Annotated in this window: 19 protein-coding genes; 8 read left to right on the top strand and 11 right to left on the bottom strand. The window is 61.5% G+C overall.

What is annotated here, in order from left to right:
• The first annotated feature begins 38 nt into the window (after window positions 1-38).
• The 4 genes from QQJ96_RS11085 (at window position 39) to QQJ96_RS11070 (ending at window position 5,704) form a co-directional block, all read left to right on the top strand.
• Complete coding sequence (locus QQJ96_RS11085; RefSeq protein WP_284332058.1) at window positions 39-638, top strand: HNH endonuclease; 600 nt, start codon at window positions 39-41, stop codon at window positions 636-638.
• Between the two features lie 60 nt (window positions 639-698).
• Window positions 699-2,489 carry a 1-deoxy-D-xylulose-5-phosphate synthase gene (gene dxs, locus QQJ96_RS11080; RefSeq protein ID WP_284332057.1) on the top strand — a complete coding sequence of 597 codons (1,791 nt, stop codon included), beginning with the start codon at window positions 699-701 and terminating at the stop codon, window positions 2,487-2,489.
• Window positions 2,490-2,693: 204 nt separating this feature from the next.
• On the top strand, window positions 2,694-5,294 hold the full coding sequence (locus tag QQJ96_RS11075) for an MMPL family transporter (protein ID WP_284332056.1): 2,601 nt from the start codon (window positions 2,694-2,696) through the stop codon (window positions 5,292-5,294).
• A 131-nt stretch (window positions 5,295-5,425) separates the two neighbouring features.
• Window positions 5,426-5,704: a hypothetical protein gene (locus QQJ96_RS11070; protein WP_284332055.1), complete on the top strand. Its 279-nt coding sequence runs from the start codon at window positions 5,426-5,428 to the stop codon at window positions 5,702-5,704.
• 64 nt (window positions 5,705-5,768) lie between these two features.
• Here QQJ96_RS11070 and QQJ96_RS11065 read toward each other — a convergent pair whose 3' ends face one another.
• From QQJ96_RS11065 to QQJ96_RS11055, 3 genes are all read right to left on the bottom strand, one after another.
• Window positions 5,769-8,093, bottom strand: coding sequence for a TonB-dependent receptor (locus QQJ96_RS11065; RefSeq protein WP_284332054.1), 2,325 nt, complete (start codon window positions 8,091-8,093; stop codon window positions 5,769-5,771).
• 89 nt (window positions 8,094-8,182) lie between these two features.
• The gene (prmC, locus tag QQJ96_RS11060; RefSeq protein WP_284332053.1) at window positions 8,183-9,025 is read right to left on the bottom strand and encodes a peptide chain release factor N(5)-glutamine methyltransferase; all 843 of its coding nucleotides are present in this window, start codon (window positions 9,023-9,025) and stop codon (window positions 8,183-8,185) included.
• On the bottom strand, window positions 9,018-13,124 hold the full coding sequence (locus QQJ96_RS11055) for a hypothetical protein (protein WP_284332052.1): 4,107 nt from the start codon (window positions 13,122-13,124) through the stop codon (window positions 9,018-9,020). The genes prmC and QQJ96_RS11055 overlap by 8 nt, the downstream gene beginning before the upstream one ends.
• Before the next feature lie 176 nt (window positions 13,125-13,300).
• On the opposite strand from QQJ96_RS11055, the gene oxyR reads away from it, so the two are divergent.
• The 4 genes from oxyR to QQJ96_RS11035 all read left to right on the top strand — a co-directional run bounded on the left by oxyR (window position 13,301) and on the right by QQJ96_RS11035 (window position 16,883).
• Window positions 13,301-14,245, top strand: a complete 945-nt coding sequence (oxyR, locus tag QQJ96_RS11050; protein WP_284332051.1) for a DNA-binding transcriptional regulator OxyR — start codon at window positions 13,301-13,303, stop codon at window positions 14,243-14,245.
• A gap of 144 nt (window positions 14,246-14,389) precedes the next feature.
• A complete protein-coding gene (locus QQJ96_RS11045) occupies window positions 14,390-14,809 on the top strand; it encodes a rubrerythrin family protein (RefSeq protein ID WP_284332050.1) in 420 nt (139 codons plus the stop codon).
• Between the two features lie 115 nt (window positions 14,810-14,924).
• Window positions 14,925-16,268: a heterodisulfide reductase-related iron-sulfur binding cluster gene (locus tag QQJ96_RS11040; protein ID WP_284332049.1), complete on the top strand. Its 1,344-nt coding sequence runs from the start codon at window positions 14,925-14,927 to the stop codon at window positions 16,266-16,268.
• Between the two features lie 6 nt (window positions 16,269-16,274).
• Entirely contained in the window at window positions 16,275-16,883 is a 609-nt protein-coding gene (locus QQJ96_RS11035; protein WP_284332048.1) for a DUF3501 family protein, read from the top strand.
• 36 nt (window positions 16,884-16,919) lie between these two features.
• Here the strand turns inward: QQJ96_RS11035 and QQJ96_RS11030 are convergent, their stop codons facing one another.
• The 8 genes from QQJ96_RS11030 to QQJ96_RS10995 form a co-directional block, all read right to left on the bottom strand.
• On the bottom strand, window positions 16,920-17,438 hold the full coding sequence (locus QQJ96_RS11030) for an adenine phosphoribosyltransferase (RefSeq protein ID WP_284332047.1): 519 nt from the start codon (window positions 17,436-17,438) through the stop codon (window positions 16,920-16,922).
• A 138-nt stretch (window positions 17,439-17,576) separates the two neighbouring features.
• The gene (locus QQJ96_RS11025) at window positions 17,577-17,855 is read right to left on the bottom strand and encodes a putative signal transducing protein (RefSeq protein ID WP_284332046.1); all 279 of its coding nucleotides are present in this window, start codon (window positions 17,853-17,855) and stop codon (window positions 17,577-17,579) included.
• Window positions 17,856-17,896: 41 nt separating this feature from the next.
• Window positions 17,897-18,859: a Nudix family hydrolase gene (locus tag QQJ96_RS11020; protein WP_284332045.1), complete on the bottom strand. Its 963-nt coding sequence runs from the start codon at window positions 18,857-18,859 to the stop codon at window positions 17,897-17,899.
• 4 nt (window positions 18,860-18,863) lie between these two features.
• A complete protein-coding gene (locus tag QQJ96_RS11015; RefSeq protein WP_284332044.1) occupies window positions 18,864-19,352 on the bottom strand; it encodes a dihydrofolate reductase in 489 nt (162 codons plus the stop codon).
• Window positions 19,353-19,490: 138 nt separating this feature from the next.
• The gene (locus QQJ96_RS11010; protein WP_284332043.1) at window positions 19,491-20,285 is read right to left on the bottom strand and encodes a thymidylate synthase; all 795 of its coding nucleotides are present in this window, start codon (window positions 20,283-20,285) and stop codon (window positions 19,491-19,493) included.
• 10 nt (window positions 20,286-20,295) lie between these two features.
• On the bottom strand, window positions 20,296-21,192 hold the full coding sequence (lgt, locus tag QQJ96_RS11005; RefSeq protein ID WP_284332042.1) for a prolipoprotein diacylglyceryl transferase: 897 nt from the start codon (window positions 21,190-21,192) through the stop codon (window positions 20,296-20,298).
• 244 nt (window positions 21,193-21,436) lie between these two features.
• A complete protein-coding gene (locus QQJ96_RS11000) occupies window positions 21,437-24,517 on the bottom strand; it encodes a TonB-dependent receptor (protein WP_284332041.1) in 3,081 nt (1,026 codons plus the stop codon).
• Window positions 24,518-25,035: 518 nt separating this feature from the next.
• Entirely contained in the window at window positions 25,036-26,235 is a 1,200-nt protein-coding gene (locus QQJ96_RS10995; RefSeq protein WP_284332040.1) for a transglycosylase SLT domain-containing protein, read from the bottom strand.
• Window positions 26,236-26,300: the final 65 nt, after the last annotated feature.

Here is a 26,300-nt window from a genome sequence, read left to right as displayed (position 1 = left end):
TGACGACGCTCTTTCGCTATAAGTGAAGGACGAAACGCATGCTTATGGAAGTGCCACATAGGGCCGACCTGAACTCGACCCGGGTGCTGTCACTGGATGCCGCGGGCCGGATTCTGGACTGGATCAGCTGGCAGGACGCAGTGTGCCTTTATGTCCGCGACGCCGTGGCGTGGACTCTCGGTGACCCCTGCCTCACCGTACACGGTGGCCACAACCGTGATCTGGGCGTACAGAGCCGGATCGAACTGCATCCCATCGTCGCCAGCCGGGGGCATTGCCGCGACCACGCTATCGACCCCGCTCCCGCGCTCACCAACATCGCGCTATTCAGCCGCGACCGCTACCTGTGCCTGTATTGCGGCGTGCGCTTCATCCGCAGCGAGCTGACCCGCGATCACGTGCTGCCGATCTCCAAGCGCGGCCGCGACGAATGGGAAAACGTGGTCAGCGCCTGCCTGGCCTGCAATCTGAAGAAAGGCAACCGCACCCCGCAAGAAGCGAACATGCCGCTGCTGGCCGTGCCGTACCGGCCGAGCTGGGTGGAGCACCTGATCCTCTCCAACCGCAATATCCTGGCGGACCAGATGGAGTTCCTGGTGAGCCATCTACCGCGGCATCGGCGCGAAGCGCTGATGTAGCGCGCGCCAATCCCCTCTTCCCAAAAGGGGAGAGGGAGAAAAACGGGGCACAATACGCCCATGATTGATCTGTCCCGTTACCCGCACCTTGCCGCGATCAACTCGCCCGCCGACCTGCGCTGCCTCCCCGATGACCAGCTCCCGGCCGTCGCAGACGAGCTGCGGCGCTACCTGATCGAAGCAGTGGCCAGCTCCGGCGGCCATTTTGGCGCCGGCCTGGGCGTGGTGGAGCTGACAGTGGCGCTGCATCATGTCTTCGACACTCCGCACGACCGGCTGATCTGGGACGTTGGCCACCAGTGCTACCCGCACAAGATCCTCACCGGCCGCCGCGACCGCATCACCACCATCAAGAAAAAGGGCGGCCTGGCACCGTTCCCCCACCGCGCCGAAAGCGAGTACGACACCTTCGGCGTGGGCCATTCCTCCACGTCGATTTCGGCAGCCCTCGGAATGGCGATCGCCGCGCAGCAAAAGGGCGAAACGCACAAGTTCGTGGCCGTGATCGGGGATGGCGCCATGACAGCCGGCATGGCGTTCGAGGCGCTTGACCATGCCGGCGACCTCAGCGCGAACTTGCTGGTGGTGCTCAACGATAACGGCATGTCGATCAGTGAGAACGTGGGCGGCCTCGCCAAACGCCTGGAAAAGCGCGACGACAGCGTAGCCGTGCCCAGCACGATGTTCGAGGAACTGGGCTTTCGCTATACCGGCCCGATCGATGGGCACGACGTCCCCAAGCTGCTGGAGGTGCTGCGCACGCTCAAAGACGCCAAGGGTCCGCAGCTCTTGCATGTGATCACTACCAAGGGCAAGGGCTACGCTCCGGCGGAACAGGCCCAGATCGAATACCACGCGGTGAGCCCGTTCGACCCGATCGCCGGCGTGGTGAAGAAAGCCGGTCCCGGCAAACCCACCTACAGCGACGTCTTCAGCGACTGGCTGTGTGACATGGCTGCGGCGGACGAGCGCCTGTTCGGCATCACCCCCGCCATGCGCGAAGGCTCCGGGCTGGTGCGATTTTCCCAGGCCTATCCGGATCGCTACATCGACGTCGCGATCGCCGAACAGCACGCGGTAACGCTCGCCGCCGGCATGGCCTGCGAAGGCGCCAAGCCGGTGGTGGCGATCTATTCCACCTTCCTGCAGCGTGCTTACGACCAGGCCATCCACGACGTGGCGCTGCAAAACCTGGACGTGACCTTCGCCATCGACCGCGCGGGCGTGGTGGGGCCTGACGGCGCCACCCACGCGGGCAGCTTCGACCTGAGCTTCCTGCGCTGCCTGCCGAACATGCTGATCATGGCGCCCGCTGATGAGGACGAATGCCGCGCCATGCTCACCACCGGCTTTCGCCATGCCGGCCCGGCGGCGATCCGCTACCCGCGCGGGGGTGGCCCGGGCGCGGTGGTGCGCAAGGCGCTGGATGCGCTGCCCATCGGCAAGGCGGAAATGCGCCGCCGCGGTCGTCGGCTGGCGATCCTCAGCTTCGGCGCCATGCTTGCCGCCGCCAGCGGGATCGCCGAGGAAATCGACGCCACCCTGGTCAACATGCGCTTCGTGAAACCGCTGGATGTGGCGCTGCTGCTGGAGTTGGCGCGCAGCCACGACGCCTTTGTAACCGTTGAAGACAATGCCACGGCCGGTGGTGCCGGCTCGGGCGTCGCCGAATGCCTGGCGGCACAGGGCATAACCCTGCCGATCCTGCATCTGGGCCTGCCGGACGCCTACCTTGAGCACGGCAGCCGCGAAGAGGTCTTGAGTGAGGCCGGGCTGGATTTAGCGGGTATCGGCCGGGCCATCCGGGCGCGTTTTCCCGAAGCCGTGGCATTGAACTTGGCTAACGCCTGAGCTAGGGATGGCAGTCCCAGCTGTTTTCCCGTGCAGCCCCCTCCCCGGAGGCTGGGATTACATCCCAGCCTACAAGGCAAACCGGCTTGCCCCGCGCGCCCTTTGCCCTCAAACAAAGGGGGAGTTAGCTACGCCTAAGGGAAAGCTGCGCGTTATGCACTATCCTTAACGTTTTTCATACAGACTTGAGGAGCGGCTGAGCCCGTGACCGAGTTCATCGTCCGATTGGTTCAATTCTGCCGACGCTACGCTTTGGCCGTGGTGCTTGCTTTCTTCGCTCTCGCCGGGCTGGGCATCTGGGTCGCGGCCGAACGCTTGAGCGTCGACACCAACACCGACAACCTGTTCGCCAGCACGCTGCCATGGCGCCAACACGCGACGGCCTTCGACCGCGAGTTTCCCCAGTTCAACAATGTGTTGGCCGTCGTGGTGCGCGGTGTAACGCCGGAAGAATCCGACGAAACCGCCGCGGCGCTGGCCAAGGCGCTGGCGGCGGACAAAAAACACTTCATCGACGTGAATCGGCCCGATGCCGATCCGTTCTTCCGCCAGGAAGGCCTGTTGCTGCTGGATCCGAACGACCTGGGCAAAATGCTCAGCTCGCTGATGAACGCACAACCGCTGCTGGGCCCGCTCGCCGCCGATCCTTCGGCGCGCGGCCTGTTGAACGGCGTGTCGTTGATGGCGGCGGGCGTGCGCATCCAGCATGCCGATCTTTCGCCATATAAGCCGGCCCTGGACCAGCTGACCCAGGTACTGAACAACGCAGCCGACGGCCACCCCACACCACTTTCTTGGCAGAGTCTGCTCGGTTCGGACGTGACGCAGCAGCCACAGAACGTGCGTTTCGTGCTGACCCATCCGGTACTCGAAGACGGCTCGCTGCAGCCCGGCCTCGCCGCAACGCAAGCCCTGGAACGCGTAGCCGCCGACCTACCGGACGTGAAAGCCGGCCGCGTGCGTGTCGACTACACTGGTTCCGTCGCCCTGGCCGACGTGCAATTCGGCGCACTTACCAAGGGCATCGTCGCCAGCACCTTGGTCAGCCTGTTCCTGCTCGCGTTGTGGCTATACCTGGCGATGCATTCGTTCCGCCGCATCATTCCGATCCTGCTTACGCTGCTGGTCGGCTTTGCCTTGACCACCGGCTTCGCCGCGCTGGCCGTGGGCACCTTGAACGTGATCTCGGTGGCGTTCGCGGTACTGTTCGTGGGGCTCGCGGTGGATTTTTGCATCCAGTTCGCGGTGCGCCTGCGCGAGCAACGCATGCTGCATGACGACATCAACACCGCTCTGGCCGAAGGCGCACGCGTATCCGGCAGCCAGATCGCCGTGGCCGCGGCTGCCACCGCATGCGGGTTCCTCGCGTTCTCACCGACCAGCTTCGTCGGCGTGGCGGAACTGGGCACCATCGCTGGCGTGGGCATGGGTATCGCGCTGGTGTGCACGCTTACGCTGCTGCCCGCCTTGCTGATCCTGATGAAGCCCACGCGCCAGAGCAAGGAATTGTCGCTGCCGTTCGGCCCGAAGCTGGATTCGGTCCTGCATTGCCACTACAAACCGGTACTGATCGTGTTCGCGCTGCTCGGCATAGCCGGAGTGGTGGCGGGTGTGCGCATGCCGTTCGACGCCAATCCGCTCAACACGCAGGACCCCAATTCCGAACCGATGCGCACGCTGCGCAGCCTGGCTGACAATCCGGTCACCAATCCGTTCAATATCAACATCATGGTGCCCAAGCTGGACGACGCCCGCACGCTGTCGGACAAGTTGTCAAAGCTACCGGAAGTGTCCAGCGTCATTTCCGCAGCCACCTTCGTGCCGGCCGATCAACAGGCATCGCTCGATCAGCTCAACCAGGCGCAAGTGTTGATGTTGCCGTCGCTGGATGTCGACCCTTCGGCGCCGCAGGTGACACCGCAGGCCTTGCGCTCGGCCATCAGCGACACGCTGGACGCCATCAACGACGCCAAGCCGGAAATGACGGCCGATTCGCCGCTGCACAGCATCGAGGCTGCGCTGCAAAAGCTCGCCAAGGCGCCGGACGACCGGCTGATGGCGATGAATGCAGCGGTGAGCCGCTTCCTGCCCAAGCAACTGGACAGCTTGCGCGATGCCTTGAACGCCCAGAGCGTCACGCTTCAATCGCTACCGGAGACGATCAAGCGTGACTGGGTGAGCCCAAACGGCCAGGTGCGCATCCAGGTATCGCCCACCGTGAACGAACAGGACACGGCCGGCCTGCGCAAGTTCGTGGAAGCTGTGCAGCGCATCGCACCCGAAGCAGGCGGCCCCGCCGTGACCACCATTGCTTCGGCCGATACCATCATGGAAGCGTTCAAGCAGGCCGCGACCTTGGCGATCATCGCCATTGCCGTTGTCTTGATGCTGGTGATCCGTCGCGTGAAGGACGCCAGCATCGTGCTGCTCACGCTGGCCATGTCCGCGCTGCTCACGGCGCTGCTCGCACGGGCATTGGGCATGGCGATCAATTACGCCAACATCATCGCCCTACCGCTGCTGTTGGGTGTGGGTGTGTCGTTCAATGTGTACTTCGTGATGAACTGGCGCGCAGGCATGCGCCGCTTTGTGAGCTCCGCCTCCGCTCGCGCGGTGCTGTTCTCCGCACTCACCACCGGCACCGCGTTCGGCTCACTGGCGTTGTCGCATGACTTGGGCATGGCCAGCATGGGTCGCATGCTGCTGGTCAGCCTGGTGGCGGTGTTGCTGGCAACGTTCATCTTCCTGCCCGCCTTGCTTTATGCGATCAAGCCGCCTCAACAGATCAGCGGAAAAGGGCATTAGCTCGCACTTTTGAAATCAATTCCTGCGCAAAACTCATGCGTCACCAGCTGTTGACGCATGTTTTATAAACGCCATGGTATTTGCTCGCGTGCTTGGCGCTTCCGCCCAGCGTCCATCTCGAGGAGAAAACTATGGCAACCAACGCTACGGTTAATCCAAGTCACGCTAAGCCAGGTGGGAAGATCACGCTTACAGGTGAAGACATCAACACCATCCGCGAGATCGATTTCCGACTGAGCAACAGCAACTACCACCAAACCACCATGGTTCAGGCCGTAAGCAACAACAAGCTCGAAGCAACCATCCCCAATGACTGCCCCACCGGTAGCCAAGTGGACTTGGTCGGGCTCGACAAAAAGGGCCATGAAATCGGCAAGCTCGGCCGCATCGTGGTCGATCCTGCCAGATAGCTGAAGACAAAGCACGTTCCGTAGCCGGAGGTGCCCTGATCCGAGGGCAACTCCGGCATTCGCATCAGAACGGCACGTTGAATGCCACCCCTACCGTCCGTGGCGTCGACATCTGCACCAGCATCGGTCCGCCCACCGTAGCGAGGAAATTCACCGCTTCGTCGTTCAACGTACCAATCGGAACTTGCCGGTTGAGCACATTGCGGACGTAGAAATCGATATTGGCTCCGCCACGCAGGTTCACGCCCAGGTTGAGGTCCAGGAACATGAAACCTGGCAATTTGAAGTTCGGGTCGCTGGCATCGCCGTCGAAACCCGCATTGCGGTGGCTGGAAGCGCGAACCGCGGCGCCGACGTAGGCGCCCGTCCCGGCCACCATGAACTTGTACTTGCCGTTCAACGTGCCCGTCCAACGAGCCGAATACGGCAAGGGGGCATTCGGCTGGATTCCCAACTGAGGCGCGCCATTATTGGTAAACGCATCGGTGTAGGCGCCGGACACGCCGACCTGCCATGGACCGTCCGAATAATTAGCCTGCATCTCTATGCCTTTGATGCGCGCATCGCCCGCATTCTGGATGATCGTATTGCCTAAGGTATAGGTGTAAAGCTGCATGTGATGCCATTCGATGTCGTAGCCATCGATCCCGGTAGTCAAATGGCCGTCCAAATGACTGCTCTTGTAGCCCAGCTCGTAACTTTCCAGATTATCCGAACCGAAGGTATTGGTAGCACTGGGGTTCGGCACCAATAACGTGCTTTGCAATGGCGCCTGCAGGCCTCCCGGGCGATAGCCGGTGGAAGCGCGCAAGTACAAGCTGTCTTTTTGTGTAGGCCGCCAGGTCAAGGTAATCATCTTGGTGATGTCCTGGTTGTTGGCATGTTCGCGAAAACCTCCCGGGCTGCCGGCGAATGGCCCATCCTCGAAGTTCGAAAGCTGCTGGCTGTTGCCGCTGGCACGCGCGCCGACGGTGAGATCCAGACTTGGATCGATGTGCCAGGTGAGATCCCCATAGCCTGCGTATTCGGAGAATCGTGCATGCACGGTTTGCCCGATCAACCCAGTGGTGCCCGGTGGCGGCAGGTTATCGCCCTGCAACGCGTATTGCTCCCACACGTCCTCGCGGTTGAGCCACAAACCCAACAGCCAATCGAACGTTTCGTTCTTGCGCGAGGTGAGGCGGATCTCCTGCGAAGACTTGTGCACCGTGTACTGGGAATCGACATACAGCGAACTCAGCGGCTGATTGACGCCGAACAAAGGGCCGATCAGATTGAGCAGCCCGAGAAACGAATCGGGATAATCCTGCACGCTATGATTGACGAAATTCTGGTACGAACTGATCCAGTCCAGCGTAGCCCAGTCGAAGTCATAGCCGGCATGGAACGAGTAAAGCTGAAGAGTCTGCGTGAAAGGTTCACGATGATTGAGAGCGCGCTTGTACGGGCCTCCCGAAATGGTTTGACCCTGCAGATTGAAGTCGCCCATCGATAAACCATCCGCCGCGATCTTCTGCGCCATCACGGTCACGTTCATACTGAGCTTCTCCACCGGATCGACTTCCAGTTGCACGCGCACACCCTTGGTGTGGGTGCGATCGGCACCACCCGCTGGCGTCTCTCCCACTGCCTGATACACGCCAGTGACGTGCTGGTCCACCGCCGATACGCGCAGCGCAGCCTTGTCCTTCAGCAGCGGAATATTGAGCGACGCATGCTCGGAATAGCTGGTGCCGCCGCGATTCGTATTGGATACGTCTCCACCCACACTGCCTGAGAAGCCGCTGAGATCGGGCTTTACCGTCACGTATTTCACCAGTCCGCCCATCGAACCGGCCCCATACAAAGTGCCTTGCGGCCCATACAGGAACTCGATGTGATCCAGGTCGAGCAGGGCCGGGTCAAACACGAACGTGGCCGCAGCGGCGTACACCGTACTGCCGCCCACGGGCACGTCATCGATATACAGCGAAACGGTCGGACTGGTCTGGTTGCCGGTCGATACGCCGCGCATCACCAGTTCGCCCTCGCCTGCGCCCCCTGCGCTTGCGAAGAATACGCCGGGCTGGTACGACACATAGTCATTGAGATTCTTCGCGCCCAGCTGCTGCAGGCTTGACGCCTGCACCGTATCCACGTGCATGGGCACATCACGCTGCGGTTCACGGCGGCGGTTCGCAGTGACCATCACTTCATTGAGCGTCACTACCGGGGCGCCGCTGCTCGACGCGGACGCTGGCGCCATGTTGCTTGAAGATGCCGGTGGCGGCGTGCTGGTTTGCGCAAGCACGGCGGGAGCAGCAAAAGCCAGCAGCAATATGTGAATCGTCCGCGACAACGTGCGCTGCACCAACGGACGGGTAGCAATGACGAAACGGCGATGATTCATGGCGATGTGTCCGGAGCAGACAAGGATCATTGATGCCCGGATGCGCCACATGAATCCGGACATCAGTTACGGCTGGAGTGTACGCCGAATCAAGAACAACCGGCATCGACCGGCCATCGACCGGCGCTGACACGATCCCGTTGCTCCAGATCGCGCTCGGTTGAAAGCTCCACGAAACCTGCGTGACGAAGCAGCTCACGCACCGCCTCTGCTTGATTCCATCCGTGCTCGAACAACAACCACCCACCTGGCACGAGGTGACGGCCAGCATCACGCACGATGCGTCGAATGTCATCAAGTCCGTCTGCTCCCGATGCCAGTGCACGCATTGGCTCGAAGCGCAGATCACCCTGCTGCAAATGCGGATCAAGGCTTTCGATATAGGGAGGATTGGAAACGATGAGATCGAACGGCTGGCCGTCCACAGGCACAAACCAGTCGCCTTGCGCGAACCCGACGTTGGCAATGTGATGGCGCCGTGCATTGCGCTGCGCCACTGCAAGCGTGTCGGCACTGACATCCGTCGCCATCACCTGCGCTTGAGGCCGCTCATGGGCAAGCGCCAAGGCAATGGCGCCCGAGCCAGTACCAAGATCCAGCACGCGACAGGTTCGATCCGTCGGCAGATGCTGCAGCGCGCGTTCAACCAGCAGCTCGGTTTCCGGGCGAGGAATGAGCGTCGCGGGCGTCACTTCCAGATCGAGTGACCAGAAGCCCCTGCGCCCGGTGATATAAGCCACCGGCTCGCCTGCTTCGCGCTGTTCGATCAGCACGGTATAGGCCAATAGATGCTCCACCGGAAGCACATCGTCCGCGTGTGCGATCAGCCAGCTGCGCGGTTTGCTCAAGGCATAGCAGAGCAGTACCTCGGCGTCGACGCGGTCGCCCAGCCGACGCGTGGCTTCAGTCAACGCACTACGCACATCAGACATCACTAGGAGCATCCGTAGCAGGTTCGGCGGGCAAGGAGGGTACCGGGCGCTTCGGCTCGCGTTTACGCCAGTAGCCACCTTTGGTCCACGCCTCGAAACCCCAGCGCAACCAGCCGATCAACGCGTTGGCCAGCCATATGGCCCATGCCAGCATGGCGATTTTGTAGAACCACAGCGATACGCTGATCACGCCCGCATTGGGCAAGGCATTGTGGGTTTGATCCGCAAACCAATTCAGATCCCACGCCGTGGAGTCATTGCCCGCCACGTGCATGTCGGGCAATCCGAGCAGGCCTTTGGGTACGGCTGAAACCAAGGTGATCAGCGCTAGCACGGTCACCACCACCAATGCGGCTTGCAGCAGATTGAATTTCCCCCCCGCAAGCCCTGCTACCGCTGTTTCATGGCGTGCGCGCAGACCCAGCAGGATGAGCCAGAGCACAACGAACGCCAGCGCGCTCCAGGCGAATGCGGAAAAACCAAGCCCCAGCAGCAACCAGTGATGAAAGCGCAGCGGTGTCGGCGCATAGCGACCCAGCAGCCATGCCGCCACCAGCAGCACGATCAACTGCGACCAGTAAAGCACGGCAGGGCCCGAGCGCGGCCCCCACGTCCACAGTACCCAGCGATCCTGAGGCAACTGCAAGTTCAGCGCGATATTGGCCGACGGCGCGCCAAGAGCGACTACGGAAGTGACGGTGCTTACACCGATACCATGCGGGATCCGCAAGCGTAGCGAATAGTCGTGCTTGCCCGGCAACAGGGGCAGGCTGAGCTTGCCATCGCGCACAGCCAGGCTCAGCGATTCATCATCCCGCGTTGCTTCAAGCAGTTCCGTGCCGGCGGGCAGCGTAATTTCGTGCTCGCCACCGCGCGTGCTGCGGGCTACAAGCGTCAGCGTCGTTTCCGTGGCTCGATCGCCAACCTCCGAACTGGCGCCCACGCCGTCGAACGCCAAGCTATCGCCTTCCACCGGCGTGGGGCGATTGATGGCAAGTTGTAGCGTTTCGTTCGGCAGCGGCTCGAAACCAAGCCCATCGTTAACGTCGTTCACCGGCACGCCTTTGGCCTCGACATGCCAAATCGGCGCCGCATGCAGTTGCCAGGTTTCCGCGCGCTCGCCGAGCGGCGGCGCCTTGAGCAGTACGCGATCAGTGTGGTCCAGACGGCTATTCCAGCTCGCCTCCTGCTGGCCGGCGACAAAGGTGACCCGGATACGCCCGTCGTGCACGCGTTCGCCATCGCCCAGCGGATGCTCGCCCGCGAGCAAGGGGATATCGACAGTAAAGCCACCATCATTCGGAGCGATCCGCTCGACCGTATTGATCGTCGTCCAATCCACGCCCAGCACGATATTTCGCTTGACGCGAACATACGGTGGAAATGTCTGCTGCGGCAGGGCGACTTGCTTGCCATCGGTGGATGACCGTACTCGATTAAGCGTCAGGCTGTCTCCGAGCAAACGCCCACCGTCCATGCCGTCGGGCATCCATCCTTCGCCGCTGAAAGCAATCCATTGGGGACGCAGCCCGAAATTCAGGGTAACGCTGTCCACCGGCTGGAATCGATAGCTCAAAACGACGTGATGCACGCCCGGCTCCAGTCGGACAACGGGCAGATCATCGCGCCTTGCGAGCGCGCCATCATTTCTCCCATCGACCTTCACATCGAGCAATTGCAAGCCTGCACGGGTTTGTGGCAGCGGCATGGCGACGGCCGCGCCAACGTGCGTTTCAAGATCCAGCGTAGCCTGATCGCCCGTAGCGTGCAGCGTAGCCGCAGCAACCACCGCACAAGCAGGTGCACATTTCGGCGCTTCCAGCAAGCGATTGCGCAATTCATTCAGCACGTTGGGAGAGGGCGTGGCTTGGGCATGACCAAGATGCGGCAGGCATAGGAACAGCAACGATGCTGCCGCTGCGCGCCAAGGACGCCAGCTCCCAAGCTTGTCCGACGGCTTGAGCAGATCGCGTGCCATTCGGCCAAGCAACAAGACAAGCGATACAAGCATCGCCACGCGCAAAAGGCGCACGAGCCAGGATGGCACGATGATCAGCCGCATGGTTTGCGCCGGTGTAATCGGGCCTGACCAGGCCAGGTGATAGTTGTTGTCGACATTCCAGCTCGGCTCGCCGGCGCCGGCTTGGATGACGCTGCGGGTGTCCGTTTCATTGGCAGCCGAGTTGTCCGATATTGGACTTCCTGTCACGACGACAGAGTAGAGCTTCCGCGGCTCTTTCGCTGCGGAAGGAACAGGAGGTGGAGGAGCGGGTGCCGCGGACTGAACAGGTTCTTCCTGCATCGCCTGAGGTGGCGCGGGCAGTGCCGGCTGTGGCTTCACTTCCTGCTTCTTCGCGCCAAACAGATCGTCCATCGCTTCCACCGCAGCATAACCGCCGCCACCCTCAAGCTGCGGATGCAAGGCATTCTCCAGCTGTGTCTTGGCGAACGGCAATGTCCACAACACCGCCGACGCCAGGGCAACCGATGCAGCTATCTGCGCAAACCGCCGCAACTTCCCTGCAGGCAAGGCGCGCATCAGCAAGGCGAATGCCAACGCCAGGCCCAGCGTCCAGCGCGGGGCTCCGCCTTCATGTTGCGACAAGACGAGGAACAACGCCCCGAGCACCGCCCAGCGCCATCCGAGCAATCTCCCCGCCAACAAGGCGATCAGGGCGACGATGAAAAGATCCAGCAGGCTCCATTGCCCGATCCATGAATCCGGCGAACGATCCACACCGCTCGCGCCAAGCAGCCGATAACCATAGGGAAGGTGCAGCACGGCGTCGATGTCTTCCACCGGCAGCTGCCAGCCAGTGCTTGGCAAAGCGCCGCCGCGATTGTCGATGCGCAGACCTGCGTGTAAATCCAGATCAGCACCGCGCAATTCCATCCCCGTGCGTCCATCCCCCGAGCCGGTGATCAGCAGGGCAGTCTCGTTTTGGCTCGCACGCTGCAGTATCCAGGGCGCAACAACATCCAAACGCTGCGCATGCTGCAGCTTGCCGGTGAGATGATCGCTGATGCTGAAACCTTGCCCGTTGAAATCCAGCCATATGGCTCGCTGCAGATGGATCTGGTCACTGGCTCCGCCCTCGCCGCCCCGCAAGCCCTGCTCAATCGTCAAGCCATTGGCCTGGTCCAGCGCGAAAGCCGGCAGCTCGCGCCACTCCGATGGAACGCCAGCCTGTCCGGCGTCGGTCGCGCGGCCATCGGCGTGCGTACTGCGCAGTTCGGGGTCATCGCTGTAGCTCCATGTTTCCTGCTTCGGCCAAGGCTCCACCGGCGAGCCGAGATTCACCGCGTGCAAAGTGTCGATGCTGCGCGCGGCGAGCGTCACCGTCCATTGCCCGGGACGCAATTGCAGGCGCAAGCGTCCGTCGCTATCCAATTGCGCGGGCAAGTCGCTGTCCAGCGAGGTCGCCACGAAGCCTTTCGGCAAGGCCGGCCCCAGCGATTGCTCGCGCGCGCTGCCGGTCACGTTCAACTGAACTTGCGTCTCCAGCATGGCAGGCATGCCATCGCTGAGATTGCGGTACACCTTCACCGCAATCGCATCCGCCTGGCGCTGCGCCGCGGCGGCTTCGCCCAGCGTCAGCTGATCGCCATTGCGTTCGATACGCTCGATCGTCAGGCCATCCAGGCTCAGCGAAACCAGACCCATGGCCGGCGGCACCCGCAAACGGGCCGGGCGCGAATCCCATGGAAGATTGCCGTGCACCGCGTAGCTGCCAGGCTCCAGCCAGAGCGCAGGGTGACCATCGCGGCTCAGCACCGGCAAAGCCTTGTTGTTCGCCGTCACCTGTTGCGGCCAGCTACGCTCGTCGCCAGGGAGTTCCACCCAGGCCGGCGCATCCACCCGCACGTCGAGGCTGAAGCGACCGCCGTCCTTACCCGCCTCCACACCCAGGCGACCTGGCCAGATGCATTGATAACTGCCCGCAGCCGGGTTGCCATTGGCCAGGAACGGACAGGCATGCTGCGGATGGTCGTGCAGCACCCAGCCCTGCCAATCGCGCAATGCATTGGGTACGTCTTGAGCCTGCAAGGAGGCAGCCACGGCAAACAGCAGACCGAACATCCATTTTCGATGGCGCATACGCCTTTCCCCTGGTCGAGTTCGCAAGGAGTGTAGAGGGAATCGGTCGTAGTGCCTTCTCCAATCCTGCCAGGATGAGGATGCCCAATGCGGCCGCCGGGCTGGGCTTGTATTACCAGGAACAATGGTTAACATAAAGTCCATAGTTCAAGTCTATGGAATGGCGAGCCCTCCCCATGAACCTGCGCGACCTCCACTACCTGGTGTCCCTGGCTGAGCATCGCCATTTCGGCCGCGCCGCCGAGGCCTGCTTCGTCAGCCAGCCCACGCTGTCCACCCAGATCAAGAAACTGGAAGACGAGCTGGGCGTGGCCTTGGTGGAGCGCACCCCGCGCAAGGTGTTGCTGACCGATGTAGGCCGGGAGATCGCCACCCGCGCACGCGAAGTACTCAACGAAATCGAGCAGATCAAGGGCATCGCGCGGCGCACGGTGGACCCGGAATCGGGCACCGTGCGGCTGGGCATTTTCCCCACCCTGGGGCCTTATCTGCTGCCGCACGTGGTGCCGATGGTGCGTGAGCGTTTTCCGCGGTTGGAGCTGCTGCTGGTGGAGGAAAAAACCGAAGTAGTGTTGCATCGCCTGCGCGAAGGCAAGCTCGACGCGGGCATCCTGGCGTTGCCCATTCACGACGACAGCCTGCACACCGAGTTCCTGTTCGAAGAGCCGTTCCTGCTGGCGGTGCCGCAATCGCATCCGCTCGCCAAGCGTACGCAGTTGAAGCTCAACGATTTATCCGACCAGAGCCTGCTGCTGCTGGAAGACGGCCATTGCCTGCGCGACCAGGCGCTGGAGGTGTGTCACATGGCCGGGGCCGGCGAAAAAAGCGGCTTCCGCGCCACCAGCCTGGAAACCTTGCGCCAAATGGTGGCCGCCAATGTCGGCATTACGCTGCTGCCCACGCTGGCGGTAAAACCCCCGGTAGCGCAGGCGCCCAATTTGCATTTGATGGAATTCAGCGGACATGCGCCGAGCCGCCGCATCGCCATGGTGTGGCGGAAGAGTTCGGCCATGGGGAGCTTCCTGAAGCAGCTGGCGGAAGTATTCAGGAGCCTGCCGCACGACCTGCTCGATCCTCACAGCATCAACACTGCTCATGCCAAGCGCCGTCGCACGGCTTGAGCGTGAGCCATAGCCGCAGTCAATCGGCTTCATAAGAACAATCAATTTCATACTTTTCCGGCGCAGCGCTACGCTGCGCTGCAAGGCCCACCATGAGGCCGCTTCTGCATTCCCCTCTCAAGCCCAACGCCACGAGGTGATGTCATGAGCAACTTGAAAGGCTCCAAGACGGAGCAGAACCTGAAAGACGCATTCGCCGGCGAATCGATGGCCAATCGGCGGTATCTGTACTTTGCTTCGAAAGCCGACGTCGAGGGCTATAACGACGTATCGGCCGTATTTCGCTCCACGGCCGAAGGCGAGACAGGCCATGCCCACGGGCACCTGGAATATCTGGAGCAATGCGGCGACCCGGCCACGGGCAAACCGTTCGGCCCCACTCGCGAGAATCTGCAAAGCGCCATCGCTGGCGAAACCCACGAATACACCGACATGTATCCGGGCATGGCCAAGACCGCGCGTGACGAAGGCTACGATGAAGTGGCCGACTGGTTCGAGACATTGGCCAAGGCCGAGCGCTCGCATGCCAATCGGTTTACCAAGGCGCTGAACGAGCTGGTTTGATGCTCAAGCCCGCCGCCCCTCCCCGCCGAACCGGGGAGGGTACGGCGCAGTGGGTCATTGCGACAGTACGGATTCACGCATACGGAAACACTCGGCCATTCACCGGAGAGTATCCATGGCAGAACCTATCGGCAGTACGCGCGAAGGCAGCCTTGAAGCGCCTACGCGCCATCCGCTGGACTGGACCAGCCCCGAATTCTGGGACCGCCAAGCGCTTGATGCCGAAATGGAACGCATCTTCAACATCTGCCACGGCTGCCGCCGCTGCGTCAGCCTGTGTCATGCCTTTCCCACGCTGTTCGACCTGATCGATGCTTCGGAGTCGATGGAAATCGATGGGGTGAAGAAAAGCGACTACGCAAAAGTCACGGAGCAGTGCTACCTCTGTGATCTGTGCTATCTCACCAAATGCCCTTATGTACCGCCTCATCCTTGGAACGTGGATTTCCCGCACCTGATGCTGCGCGCCAAGGCAGTGGACTTCCGTGAGCATGGCGCGCCAATGTCCGCGCGCATCCTTTCCAACACCCGCGCCGTCGGCAAAATCGCCTCCATTCCCGTCGTCGTGCAAACCATCAACGCGGCGAACAAGAACCAAACCGTGCGCAAACTGCTGCAAAAGACTATGGATGTGGATGCGCAGGCACGCGTACCAAGCTATCACACGCCGACTGCGCGTAAACGGCTGCGCAAGCTCGACGGTGAGGGCACAGCGAAACCAGCCGGACGCACGCGCGGCAAAGTCGCCATCTTCGCCACCTGCTACTGCGACCACTCCGAGCCGGGCGTGGTGGAAGATCTCGCCGCTGTACTCAAGCACAATGCCATCCCTGTGCGGCTGGTGGAACAGGAGAGCTGCTGTGGCATGCCCAAGTTCGAATTGGGCGACCTGGATACGGTACGCAAATACAAGCAACAAAATATTCCCGTACTGGCGAAAATGGCACGCGACGGCTGGGATTTCATCGCAACGATTCCTTCCTGTGTACTGATGTTCAAGCAGGAACTACCACTGATGTTTCCGGCCGACGAAGACGTTGCGCTGGTGCGTGACCGCTTCTTTGATCCATTCGAATATCTGGCCGAGCGCCATAAGGCCGGCCTGTTGCTCACCGACTTCAAGCAATCACTGGGTAAAGTCGCCTGGCAGGTTCCCTGCCATCAACGCGTACAGAAGATCGGCCCGAAAACCGCGGAAATCCTGCAACTTGTACCGGATACGAACGTCACCGCCATCGAGCGCTGCTCGGGTCACGACGGCACTTATGGCGTAAAGCATAAGACCTATGCGCTGTCGCGCAAGCTCGCCAAACCCGTGGAAAACCGCGTAACCCAAGCCGGAGCGGCACACTTCACCAGCGACTGCCCGATGGCCGGTGGCCACATAGCACACGGCTTGGACGACAAGCCCGCAGCGGAACATCCATTGAGCCTGCTACGCAAGGCTTACGGCATCTGATCAACCATGAACACACCACTCTCGCCGGTTACCATGAACAAATTGCAGCGCCACGACCTGCTCACGCTCGAAGCCTATGCCGCCCAGCGCAGCGAATTTCGCGCTCGCGTCATGTTGCATAAAAAAAACCGCAACGTTCATATGGGCGAGTATCTCGCGTTGAGCTTCGAGGATCGGCTCACCATTCAATACCAGGTCCAGGAAATGCTGCGCATCGAGCGCATCTTCGAAGCTAGCGGCATCAATGAGGAGCTGGATGCCTACAACCCGCTTATTCCGGACGGCAAGAACCTCAAGGCGACGCTGTTCGTGGAATACCCTGATGTGGAACAACGCAAACGCGAGCTCGCACGCCTGGTGGGGATCGAGCATGGCATCAAACTGGCTGTCGTGGGCCACGCGCCAGTCACCGCTGTGGCGGATGAGGACATGGATCGCAGCACCGACGAAAAGACCGCGGCGGTGCATTTTCTGCGCTTCGAACTGGATGAAGGAATGATCGAGGACTGGAAGCGCGGAGCCATGGTAACGCTCGCCTCGACGCATCCGGAGATGCGCGAAACCGTTACGCTGTCGGAAACGATGCGGCGGACCTTGGCAACGGATTTCACGTAGACTGGGATCGTCATCCCAGCCTACGCGCGGCGACAGTCAGTAATGCAGCAGGCTATGCAACGGAACGTTCTGCGGCCAAATCGCCCTGCCCTGCAAGGCAAGCAGCTCGATCACCACCGACGCGCCCACCAGCTCTGCTCCGAGCTGACCGACCAGATTGCGCGCCGCGCCGAGCGTTCCACCCGTGGCGAGCACATCATCCACCAACAGTACGCGCTCACCCTTACGCAAACTGCCGACACGCGCTTCAAGCCGATCGATGCCGTATTCGAGCTGGTAATCGGCATGCATCACCGGGGGCGGCAGCTTGCCCGGCTTGCGTAGCGGCACGAAACCCGCCCGCAGTTTTTGCGCCATCGCCGCGGCAAAAATGAAACCGCGCGATTCCACACCACACACGGCCTGCACACCGCTATCCAGCCACGGTTCGACCATCGCATCGATGCAGCGCGCGAATCCGGCGCCATCGGCCAGCAAAGGCGTGATGTCGCGGAACGTGACGCCAGGCTTCGGGAAATCCGGCACGGCGCGGATCAAACTTGCAAACTCGGTCATGCAACACTCCAATTCAAGCACGCCGGCTAGCATACCTGCCCGTGCCCCAGCGTCCAGGCTGGGATGACTATCCAAGCATCTGCATGCGTGTGGAAAGCTGGAATTGGCATCCCAGCCTACATTCAAAAGGCAGGCTCATTAGCCGGGCTGCGCAACCAGGTTGTCCGGATCGTCATCCAGTTCGCGGATCGCCAGCCTTGCCTCGGCCAGTGCGTGGTCGATCTCGCGCACGATCGCCTCGGCCGTGTCGACGCTAGAGTCCGGTACCAGAACGGCAACGTAGTCGAGTGCCGGCAACTGCCCGACGCCACCGGTCAGATACTCGCCTGAGATGAAGGCGGGCACTTCCGCGCCCTCCAGGGCGTCCTTCACCAGATGGGCGTCGATCAAATTCTGGGCGCGATAGACGATACGCATCCCCGCACGCTACCGCTGCCTGCGCCGGTCGGCAAGCTCAGTCACCAAAATGAGCCAATACCCGCAACGCCCTGGGCGCCATGCCGACGTGCCTGTTCGGCCAGCGTGGGTGCCATGCCGCCGAGCGCATAGACCGGCAGCGCCGCGGGTTCGGCCAGCCCTTGAAACCGCGGCCAGCCCAGGGCGGGCGCATCCGGATGACTGGCCGTGGGAGCCACCGGCGAAAGCGTCGCAAAGTCGGCCAGATGCACGCTGAGCGAAAGCTGCGCCGCATCGTGGCAGCTGGCGCCGATCAGCTGTGACCAGGGCAATGGGCGGTCGGTCAGCGCATCCAGCTGCGCCGCCTTCAAATGCACGCCGACGCCTGGCCCGAGCCGGCGCGCTCCCTCGATATCGCCGTTGAGCAACAAGCGCGCCCGATGCTGCAGCGCGAGCGGCTGCAAGCGCTCGGCCAGGTCGCGCACCTGTTCGGCCGGCCAGAGCGGAAAACGCAGTTGTATCAATCGCGCGCCACGCTCGATCGCGTCAGCGATGTGCGCATGCCACGCATCGGCATCGCATGGCGATACGTCGGCGGGCGTGATCGCATAGACCGAAGGCAGGCGCAACGCCTGCAGGATGGGGCGATCGGCAGGCGCCAGCGTGGTCAGATCGACCTCCCATGGCATCTGCCAGTTCAGTGCCTGCCCTTCCAGCGGCATCGGCGTACCCCGCCAGCGGGTGAATTGCCAGGCATCGAGCAGAAGGCCGCGATCACCGTAATGCCACGGGATGCGGATCAGGGGAACGCCATCTTGCGGCTCGACCAGCACGCCCAGCTCTTCATTCAGCTCGCGCACCAGGGCCGGCTGCGGCGGCTCGCCGGGTTCCAGCTTGCCGCCGGGAAACTCCCAGAAGCCGGCGAGATGCTTGCCTGCCGGACGCTGCGCCAGCAGCACCCGGCCCTGCGCATCGCGCAGCACCCCGGCCATTACATGCAGCGGTATGCTGTGCGTGTCGTTCATTAAGTCAGCGATTGCGGATGTACTCGACCATGTCGAAGTCATAGCCGTGCTGCGCATCTTTCTTGTGGTGCGTGCGCTTGACTTCGGTCCAGTCGCTGAAGTGGATGCCGGGGAAGAACGTATCCGCACCCTCCACCGCCGCGCCCACCCAGGTGAGATAAAGACGTTGCGCCATCGGCAGCGCATCGTGAAACACCTTGCCGCCACCGATCACCATCAGGCCGGTACCGTCGGCGCGCGCCTGAGCTTCCTCGATCGAGCGCACCGTGATCTGGCCGGGAAAAGGCGCCTCATGCCGATGCGACAGCACCATGTTCACGCGGTCCGGCAGCGTGCGGCCAATCGATACGGCGGTGTTGTAGCCCATCAGCACGTGCTTGCCGACAGTCAGCTGCTTGAACCACCTCAGATCGTCCGGCAGATGCCAGGGGAGCTGGCCCTTGCGACCGATTGCAAAATTCTCGTCGAGGGCGGCGATCAGCGAAATGGCCATGGAAGCTCCGGAAGCGGTGACTGTCACAAAGGCCAGGGCTTGCCCGGCCGACCGCCTATTATAGCGTCGCAGAGCGCTGGCTGGGATGCCAATCGAGCTTATTCCTGGCCCTCTGACGGCGGGATTGGCGTGCCAGCCTTAAACCGCCACCGGCGCCTTGATCGCGGCATGCGGGTGGTAATCCTCGATCACCACATCGTCGAACTGGAAATCGAAGATCGATGCCACGTCAGGATTGAGTTCCAACCTCGGCAGCGAACGCGGTTCGCGCGTCAACTGCAGGCGCGCCTGTTCCAGGTGGTTGTTGTACAAATGCGCATCGCCCAGCGTATGCACGAAATCGCCCACGCCCAGCCCGCACACCTGCGCAAGCATGTGCGTGAGCAAGGCATAACTGGCGATATTGAAGGGCACGCCGAGGAAAATATCGCCGGAACGCTGATAAAGCTGGCAACTGAGCTTGCCGTCGGCAACGTAGAACTGGAACAGCGCATGACAGGGCATCAACGCCATTTTCGGCAGCTCGCCCACGTTCCACGCGCTCACAATGAGGCGGCGCGAATCCGGGTTGCGCTTGATTTCCTCCACCACCCAGCGGATCTGGTCCACCGCATGGCCATCGGCCGCCGGCCACGCGCGCCACTGCTTGCCGTAGACCGGACCGAGATCGCCCTGCTCGTCAGCCCACTCGTCCCAGATACTGACGCCATGATCCTTTAGATACGCGATATTCGTATCGCCCTGCAGAAACCAGATCAGCTCGTGCACGATCGACTTCAGGTGCAGCTTCTTGGTCGTGACCAGCGGAAAGCCCTGGTTTAGATCAAAACGCATCTGCCAGCCGAACACGCTGCGCGTGCCGGTACCGGTGCGGTCGGTTTTCTCCGTGCCGTGTTCCAGCACGTGGCGAAGCAGGTCTAGATACTGTTTCATAAGATCAAGTTTACGCCGACTGCGTCGAATCCGCCTTCGCCAGCGGCAATACAGGCGCTTTGCGCGAAAGCCACAGCAAGCCAAGCCCGATCGCGATCAGCGGCAGCGACTGGATCTGTCCCATCGTGAGCCAGCCCCATGCCAGGTAGCCGAGCTGCACGTCCGGCACGCGCACGAATTCCACCGCGAAGCGGAAGCAACCGTACATCAGCGCAAACAGGCCGGAGATGAGATAGCGCCGGCGTGGCTTCATCGACACCAGCCACAGCACGGTGAACATCACCACACCTTCCAGCGCCAGTTCATACAACTGCGAGGGATGGCGTGGCAGGCCGCCGTATTGCTGCATGAGTTGCGCCAGGTGCGGATCACTTGCGGCAAGCGCGGTGTCCTCATCGCGAGCATTGGGAAAGATCATCGCCCACGGCACGCTGCCCGGCTTGCCCCACAGCTCGCCATTGATGAAATTGCCGAGTCGCCCCAGCCCCAGACCCAGCGGCACCAGGGGCGCCACGAAATCCACCGTATCGAAGAAGTGCAACCGGTGCCGGCGCGACCACCAGAAGCCCGCTACCAGCACGCCGATCAGGCCACCATGGAAGCTCATGCCGCCATCCCACACGCGGAACAGCGCCAGCGGATCGGTCCAGATCCAGCGAGGGCCGCCCGCGTAATAGAACAGCATGTACCAAATGCGGCCGCCCAGGATGATGCCCATCATCACGTAAAAGATCAGATCGCCCAACGCATCGCGGCTGACCGGCAGGCGCCCCTGCTTGCGACGGTATTCCCCCAGCAGCCAGCCCCCGAGGAAGCCGAACAGGTACATCAGCCCGTACCAATGGACCTGTAGCGGTCCTAGATGCACGGCGACCGGGTTGAATTGCACGACTAAGGGCTGCGTCATGGGGTGATTCGATCAAGCCTAAAGCCGGGGAGTTTACCGGCCCAGGGGTGAACTCGTCAGGACACTGCCTCGCCTCGGGCGACTTGGCTACGCTCGGCCGGCGCGGACCATGGGGGAGTGCCGGGTCGCGCCGGACATTGCCTTTGTCATTGGCAGAATCAAAAGACGCACCCCATGAACCGGCTTGCCACCGTTTCCGCCGCTAACGCGCAAACGGTGGCAGCGCTGGATCAACAGCTACAGGTCAGAACGTGTAACGCACGACCAGATTGGTGGTACGCGGTGCTTGCAGCGCGGTAACAGTGAGGAAACTGGGATCGGGCGTCGGCAAGCCATTGCTGCCGAAATTGCCGGTATCTGCCGACACGTAGCGCGTGCGTACAGTCTGGCGATTGGTCACGTTGGTGAAGTTCAAAGCAAGGTCCAGCGAGTGGCCACCGGCCATCGCCCAGTTGTAGCCCACGCCAAGATCCCATTGCCAGCTGAACGGATAGCGGCCCAATCCATTCATGGGAACCAGTACACCGTTGCAATAATGCGTCACCGAAGCAAGGCTGGAATTGTTCTGCACGGCCGTCGCATTCGGATAGGTACCGAAGCAACCGTAGGGCGTCCCCGTCCGCGCGGTCAGCAACGACGACACGCGAAATCCGCTCGGCCAGAAGTAGATGCCGGAGACAACCAGTTTGTGCCGCGTATCGGAGGCCAACGGTCCGGAGGAACCCGGAATCTCCTGCGGATAGTTGAAGTTGCCGCTGCGCCCCGCCGTCTGCAGCACGCTGGAGCTGGTTGCATCGCCGTAAATGACACGCGACTCGCTGGAATAGCCGTCCTCGTTGCCGTAGATGTGCGACCAGGTGTAATTGACCGCCAAGTAGTAGGGTTCCTGCTCCGATTTGGCATGTTCGAGCTGGAAGTTCAAATCGTAGGAGGTGCGCTTGGCTTTCGGCACGCCGAGATAGGAGTTGGGAATCACGATGCTGGCAAGCTGGTTGCCTCCACCCAGGTAATCAGTCAGCACGATGTCACGGCCGGGATTGAACAGCATTCCGCCGGTGCCGAGTCCGGCATAGTTCGGATACCCGTGCGCGTGCACGTAGTTGGTGAGCTGGCCGGCGGAATCGCTGATGAAGTCGACGATGTTGTCCAGATGATTCATGTCGAACTGGCCGAGGAACGACCAGGACGGCGTCAGCTGCTGCTGCACATACAACTGAAAGTTGCGCTGCGAGGTGTTCTTCAGATTCCGGCTCGACAGCGTGACTGGATTGGGCACCGCGCCGTTCTCGTAGACAACGGGATTGCCGACCTGAGTCAAGCCCAACGGAGCGTGCGTCGTCGGATCCAGGCCGGTGTAGGTGTAGTAGGTACCGGAAATGTAGTTGGCACCGCCAACGAAGTAGTTCAGCCCCGAAGGCATCGGCAAGGTGTAAACGCCATAGTTGAAACCAAGCTTGAGCGAACTGTCGCCACGCACATCCCACGCCGCGCCGATGCGCGGCGAAAGCTTGTACAGGTTGAGGAAGGGGCCGCCGCTAGCCAGCTCGCTGACATTGTGATCCCAGCGTACGCCTCCGCTCAGCACCACATTGTCGATGACTTTCCAGGTGTCGTAGAGATAGGCGCCCGATTGCAAGCTGCGGAAATTGCCGCCGAAATACCCTTTCCAGAATTCGGCGTAGTTGCCGCCCGGCGGAACCGGCGAACCGTTCTGCAGCGTACTCGAAGGATCGTTGAGCGTGATCGACCAGTCCGGCCGCCAGTACGGCACGAAGTGGAAATTGTTCATGTAACGGTCACCGCCGAAGGTAAGCGTGTGATCGCCAAGCGTCCAGTTCAGGTCGGCCTTGTAGCCATGGCGGGCGTAGTAGTAGTTGTTCGGTGCGTTGTAGGAGCTTGGACCGTAGTACGAGGTGTTGTTGGTGTTGTAGTCGTAGACAGTCACATACGGCACGTTGGGGCCGGATGCGTCGAATGACGGCACATCGAGCCGGGTGTAGCCGCCCATCACGCGAAATGTAAGGTCGTCGGTGATACGCCAGTGGTAGTTGCCGATCAGTATCTTCTGACGGTGTGCATCACCTGACCAGACCGGAGCGCCGCTGATCGACGACGGCTGATAGCCCTGCGCGAGCTGGTATTGGTTGGTCGATGAGCCCGCCCAGTCCTTGGCGGCAGCAACGTTGAGGCTTTGGTTCGTGGTGATGTTCCACGTGAGATTGACCATCGCGTTCTTGTCGCGACTCGAATAGGCGCTGGCCGTGTTGGAACCGTATGTCCACGACTTCGACAACGATGGCGAATTGCCCAGTAAGGCAAAGAAGAACAGCTTGTCCTTGATGATGGCGCCCGAAGCCCAGACGTCCTGCGTCAGATACGAACCGCTGTGATTCGCCGACTGGTACAGCGAATACGTTTGTTTTCCGCTAGGCGAAAGGTAGGTGGCATTGTCGCCCCGCGAATTGAGCCAGCTCGACGTCGGTGGCGTGAAGATCGCGGTATAGCCGGCATGGAAATCGTTGCTGCCCTGCTTGAGCGTGGCCGAGATGATACCTCCGGTAGTACTGGTCCAGGCCAGGCCACCACTGCCATTGATCAGCTGGGTGTCGGCCACCGCATCCTGCGGGAAGCGCAGGCCACTGAGTCCGGTAACGTCGTAGTTGGTGTCGAATTCGTTGAAATAGGTGCGGTTCTCGGAGACGCTGGCACCGTTGACCTGATAGTAACCACCGAAACTCTTAGCGCTGGATTGCAGTGCATATACGCTGTACAGGTTGTTCTGGTTGATCGGCAGATTGTGCGTCAGTTCCGCGCTGTAGTTGTTGATAAGCTCGGGCGTGGTAACGTCGATCGGCGTGGTAATCGTCAGCAGCGACGACGCCGAAACCGTGATCGTGCCAAGCGCAGTGGCGTGCTCGGCCGAGGCGGCAGCCGCTGCTCCTGCACCGACCCCCGGTACTGTCGCGGTAATGTTCGGTTTGACCTGCACGGACACGCTGCCGATCTCGCTTCCATCCTTGCTTACCTTGATCACATAGGTGCCGGGATTGAGCTGACTGAGGTCGTACTGTCCCTTGCCGTCTACCACCAATGTCTTGCTGAATCCCATGGATGGCGCCGTCACTTCGATCGTCGCGCCTTGCGGAGCCGTACCGTGCAGGCTGCCGGTGATGTTCTGTGCGTAGCTTGGTGCGGCGTAATAGCCGCAGGTAATCATTAGTGCCGCCGCGGTGCATAAAACGAGGCGCTTGCGCTGCACGGCACGAAAGCATTGCGTGTTGTCGCGGCCGGCACGGACGTGCCACCACGATGCATGATTCAACATAACCCCTCCCCTCTCTTTCGAATGGAACTGCTCGAATGGGCGGCATGGCCTTCTAATCGAAGTCGACCGCAAAGAAGCGATTACATTTATTGATTTTTTATTTCTTTTATCTAGAACGATTGCCCGGTATTTGGCGCAGAATTAGGCATACTCCCACCAACGCGCACGACAAGACGCCACGCTCAGTAGGATTTCGTGGCCTATGGAATGCGCTAGTCAGCCTGTAGGTTGGGGGGCATACCCTGAGGTATCCCCACGTTTTTTGCTCTTGGATCCCGTAAAAATCAGGCAGCTGCGTTTTAGCCCGCTGACATCCAAAGAAACGGGCCGTCATTCCCGCGAAAGCGGGAATCCATCTCGCTCTGATGCATCCTGAAAATGGATTCCCGCTTTCGCGGGAATGACGGCATTTGGGGCACGTATGCAGGTAAAGGAAAAACGTGGGGATATCTCAGGGGGCATACCCCAACATCGGCATGTATGTGCGGATAGTGATATCGGGGAAGCCGCACCCCAATCTACATAGCAATGTGCACCGCATTGGCTTTGGCAGAAGCCAGTGCCACCGCCTGCGACGGGGATCTGCCCATCGCCAGCTTCAATTCCTTGTATACGCTCAACACCTGCTGCCCGTAACCGCGTGCCAGCGTGGCGTCATGGCTGTGGTAGTAGCCGATGCGCAGCACAGGGTCGCTGCTTTGGTTCATCGCTTGGCGCAACAAGCGCGTCCCGATCTCGATGTTGCGTGCCGGGTTGAGCAAGGCGATGGGATCGGCTTCGATATCGCGATGCACCGGGTAATACACCTGCATGATGCCTACGTCCTGCACCGGCGCGGCCAACAGGTGCGCCAGTTCGATCGCATGTTCGGTTTCCGCGCGCGAGCCGCTGTGCACGTGCCCGTTGATGCGCACCACCCATGGACTGGGCGCCACCGAACCATCCGGCTGTATGCCCCGCGTTTCCACCAGGGCGATCGCATAGATCAACACCGGGTCGATGCGATAGCGTGCTCCAGCCTTGGCCCACAGGCTAGCGGGTGAAGCGATGTCCAGGTTGAAGCCATCGGTGCGCGCGCCACGTGACTGCGCCACCACTATGATGGTGCCATCGTCGGCCAGTCCGAGCGCGCTCTTCGGTGCGGGCTTTTGCACGGCGGCCAGCTTGCGCGGCACGCTCGCGCTCATAACCGAACCGATTACGCTTGCAAAGGCGTCGGGGTGCGCAAACGCACTCGCCATCCTTGCCGGCGCGGGCACCTTCGCCACCTGTGCAATACGTTGCGCTCGCATTTGCGCATGCCACGCATGCACGCAGATCATCGCCGCTGCCGCACTTGCCGCGACCCCCAGTCCGCCGATGATGGGCAGGCGATACGACTCAACGTATTGCTTGATAAGGGGCAACGCGGTGGGTACGTCGAACGAGTACCTGGCCTGCCACGCAGGCAGTGCCGCCCATCCCAAGGGCGCATCGGCATGCTGCCGCCGTTGCGCGATGCGTCGCTGCCTCGCCCAGTCGCAAGGACGTGCGATCAGAATTCTCTGCCCGCTGCCGCCAAGTCGTCTGGCGCGGAACGCAGCCGGCGCGCACAGATAGACCCGCTGCGTCACTTCCGGTCGGCGCGCGGCGCCATCCCCAGGCAAGGCCGGACCGCTCCCATGTGCGAGAAGCGCCTGGCTGGTGCGTGGAAATGGATTCGTTTGCAGCAACAGCATCTGTCGTCTTCCCTTCAACGCCGGCGGCAGAGTCCGCTAGACAAGCACAAATCGGGCCGAGCGCC

The organism is Dyella flagellata (genome assembly GCF_030160275.1).
Taxonomy (GTDB): Bacteria; Pseudomonadota; Gammaproteobacteria; order Xanthomonadales; family Rhodanobacteraceae; genus Dyella_B; species Dyella_B flagellata.
The sequence above is the reverse complement of the archived record's forward strand: the minus strand, read 5'-3'. Positions and strand labels throughout refer to the sequence as shown.

Coding starts and splice junctions, on each gene's coding strand:
- QQJ96_RS11085 (WP_284332058.1), top strand. CDS start 39: ATGCTTATGGAAGTGCCACATAGGGCCGACCTGAACTCGACCCGGGTG.
- dxs (WP_284332057.1), top strand. CDS start 699: ATGATTGATCTGTCCCGTTACCCGCACCTTGCCGCGATCAACTCGCCC.
- QQJ96_RS11070 (WP_284332055.1), top strand. CDS start 5,426: ATGGCAACCAACGCTACGGTTAATCCAAGTCACGCTAAGCCAGGTGGG.
- QQJ96_RS11065 (WP_284332054.1), bottom strand. CDS start 8,093: ATGAATCATCGCCGTTTCGTCATTGCTACCCGTCCGTTGGTGCAGCGC.
- prmC (WP_284332053.1), bottom strand. CDS start 9,025: ATGTCTGATGTGCGTAGTGCGTTGACTGAAGCCACGCGTCGGCTGGGC.
- QQJ96_RS11055 (WP_284332052.1), bottom strand. CDS start 13,124: ATGCGCCATCGAAAATGGATGTTCGGTCTGCTGTTTGCCGTGGCTGCC.
- oxyR (WP_284332051.1), top strand. CDS start 13,301: ATGAACCTGCGCGACCTCCACTACCTGGTGTCCCTGGCTGAGCATCGC.
- QQJ96_RS11045 (WP_284332050.1), top strand. CDS start 14,390: ATGAGCAACTTGAAAGGCTCCAAGACGGAGCAGAACCTGAAAGACGCA.
- QQJ96_RS11040 (WP_284332049.1), top strand. CDS start 14,925: ATGGCAGAACCTATCGGCAGTACGCGCGAAGGCAGCCTTGAAGCGCCT.
- QQJ96_RS11035 (WP_284332048.1), top strand. CDS start 16,275: ATGAACACACCACTCTCGCCGGTTACCATGAACAAATTGCAGCGCCAC.
- QQJ96_RS11030 (WP_284332047.1), bottom strand. CDS start 17,438: ATGACCGAGTTTGCAAGTTTGATCCGCGCCGTGCCGGATTTCCCGAAG.
- QQJ96_RS11025 (WP_284332046.1), bottom strand. CDS start 17,855: ATGCGTATCGTCTATCGCGCCCAGAATTTGATCGACGCCCATCTGGTG.
- QQJ96_RS11020 (WP_284332045.1), bottom strand. CDS start 18,859: ATGAACGACACGCACAGCATACCGCTGCATGTAATGGCCGGGGTGCTG.
- QQJ96_RS11015 (WP_284332044.1), bottom strand. CDS start 19,352: ATGGCCATTTCGCTGATCGCCGCCCTCGACGAGAATTTTGCAATCGGT.
- QQJ96_RS11010 (WP_284332043.1), bottom strand. CDS start 20,285: ATGAAACAGTATCTAGACCTGCTTCGCCACGTGCTGGAACACGGCACG.
- lgt (WP_284332042.1), bottom strand. CDS start 21,192: ATGACGCAGCCCTTAGTCGTGCAATTCAACCCGGTCGCCGTGCATCTA.
- QQJ96_RS11000 (WP_284332041.1), bottom strand. CDS start 24,517: ATGTTGAATCATGCATCGTGGTGGCACGTCCGTGCCGGCCGCGACAAC.
- QQJ96_RS10995 (WP_284332040.1), bottom strand. CDS start 26,235: ATGCTGTTGCTGCAAACGAATCCATTTCCACGCACCAGCCAGGCGCTT.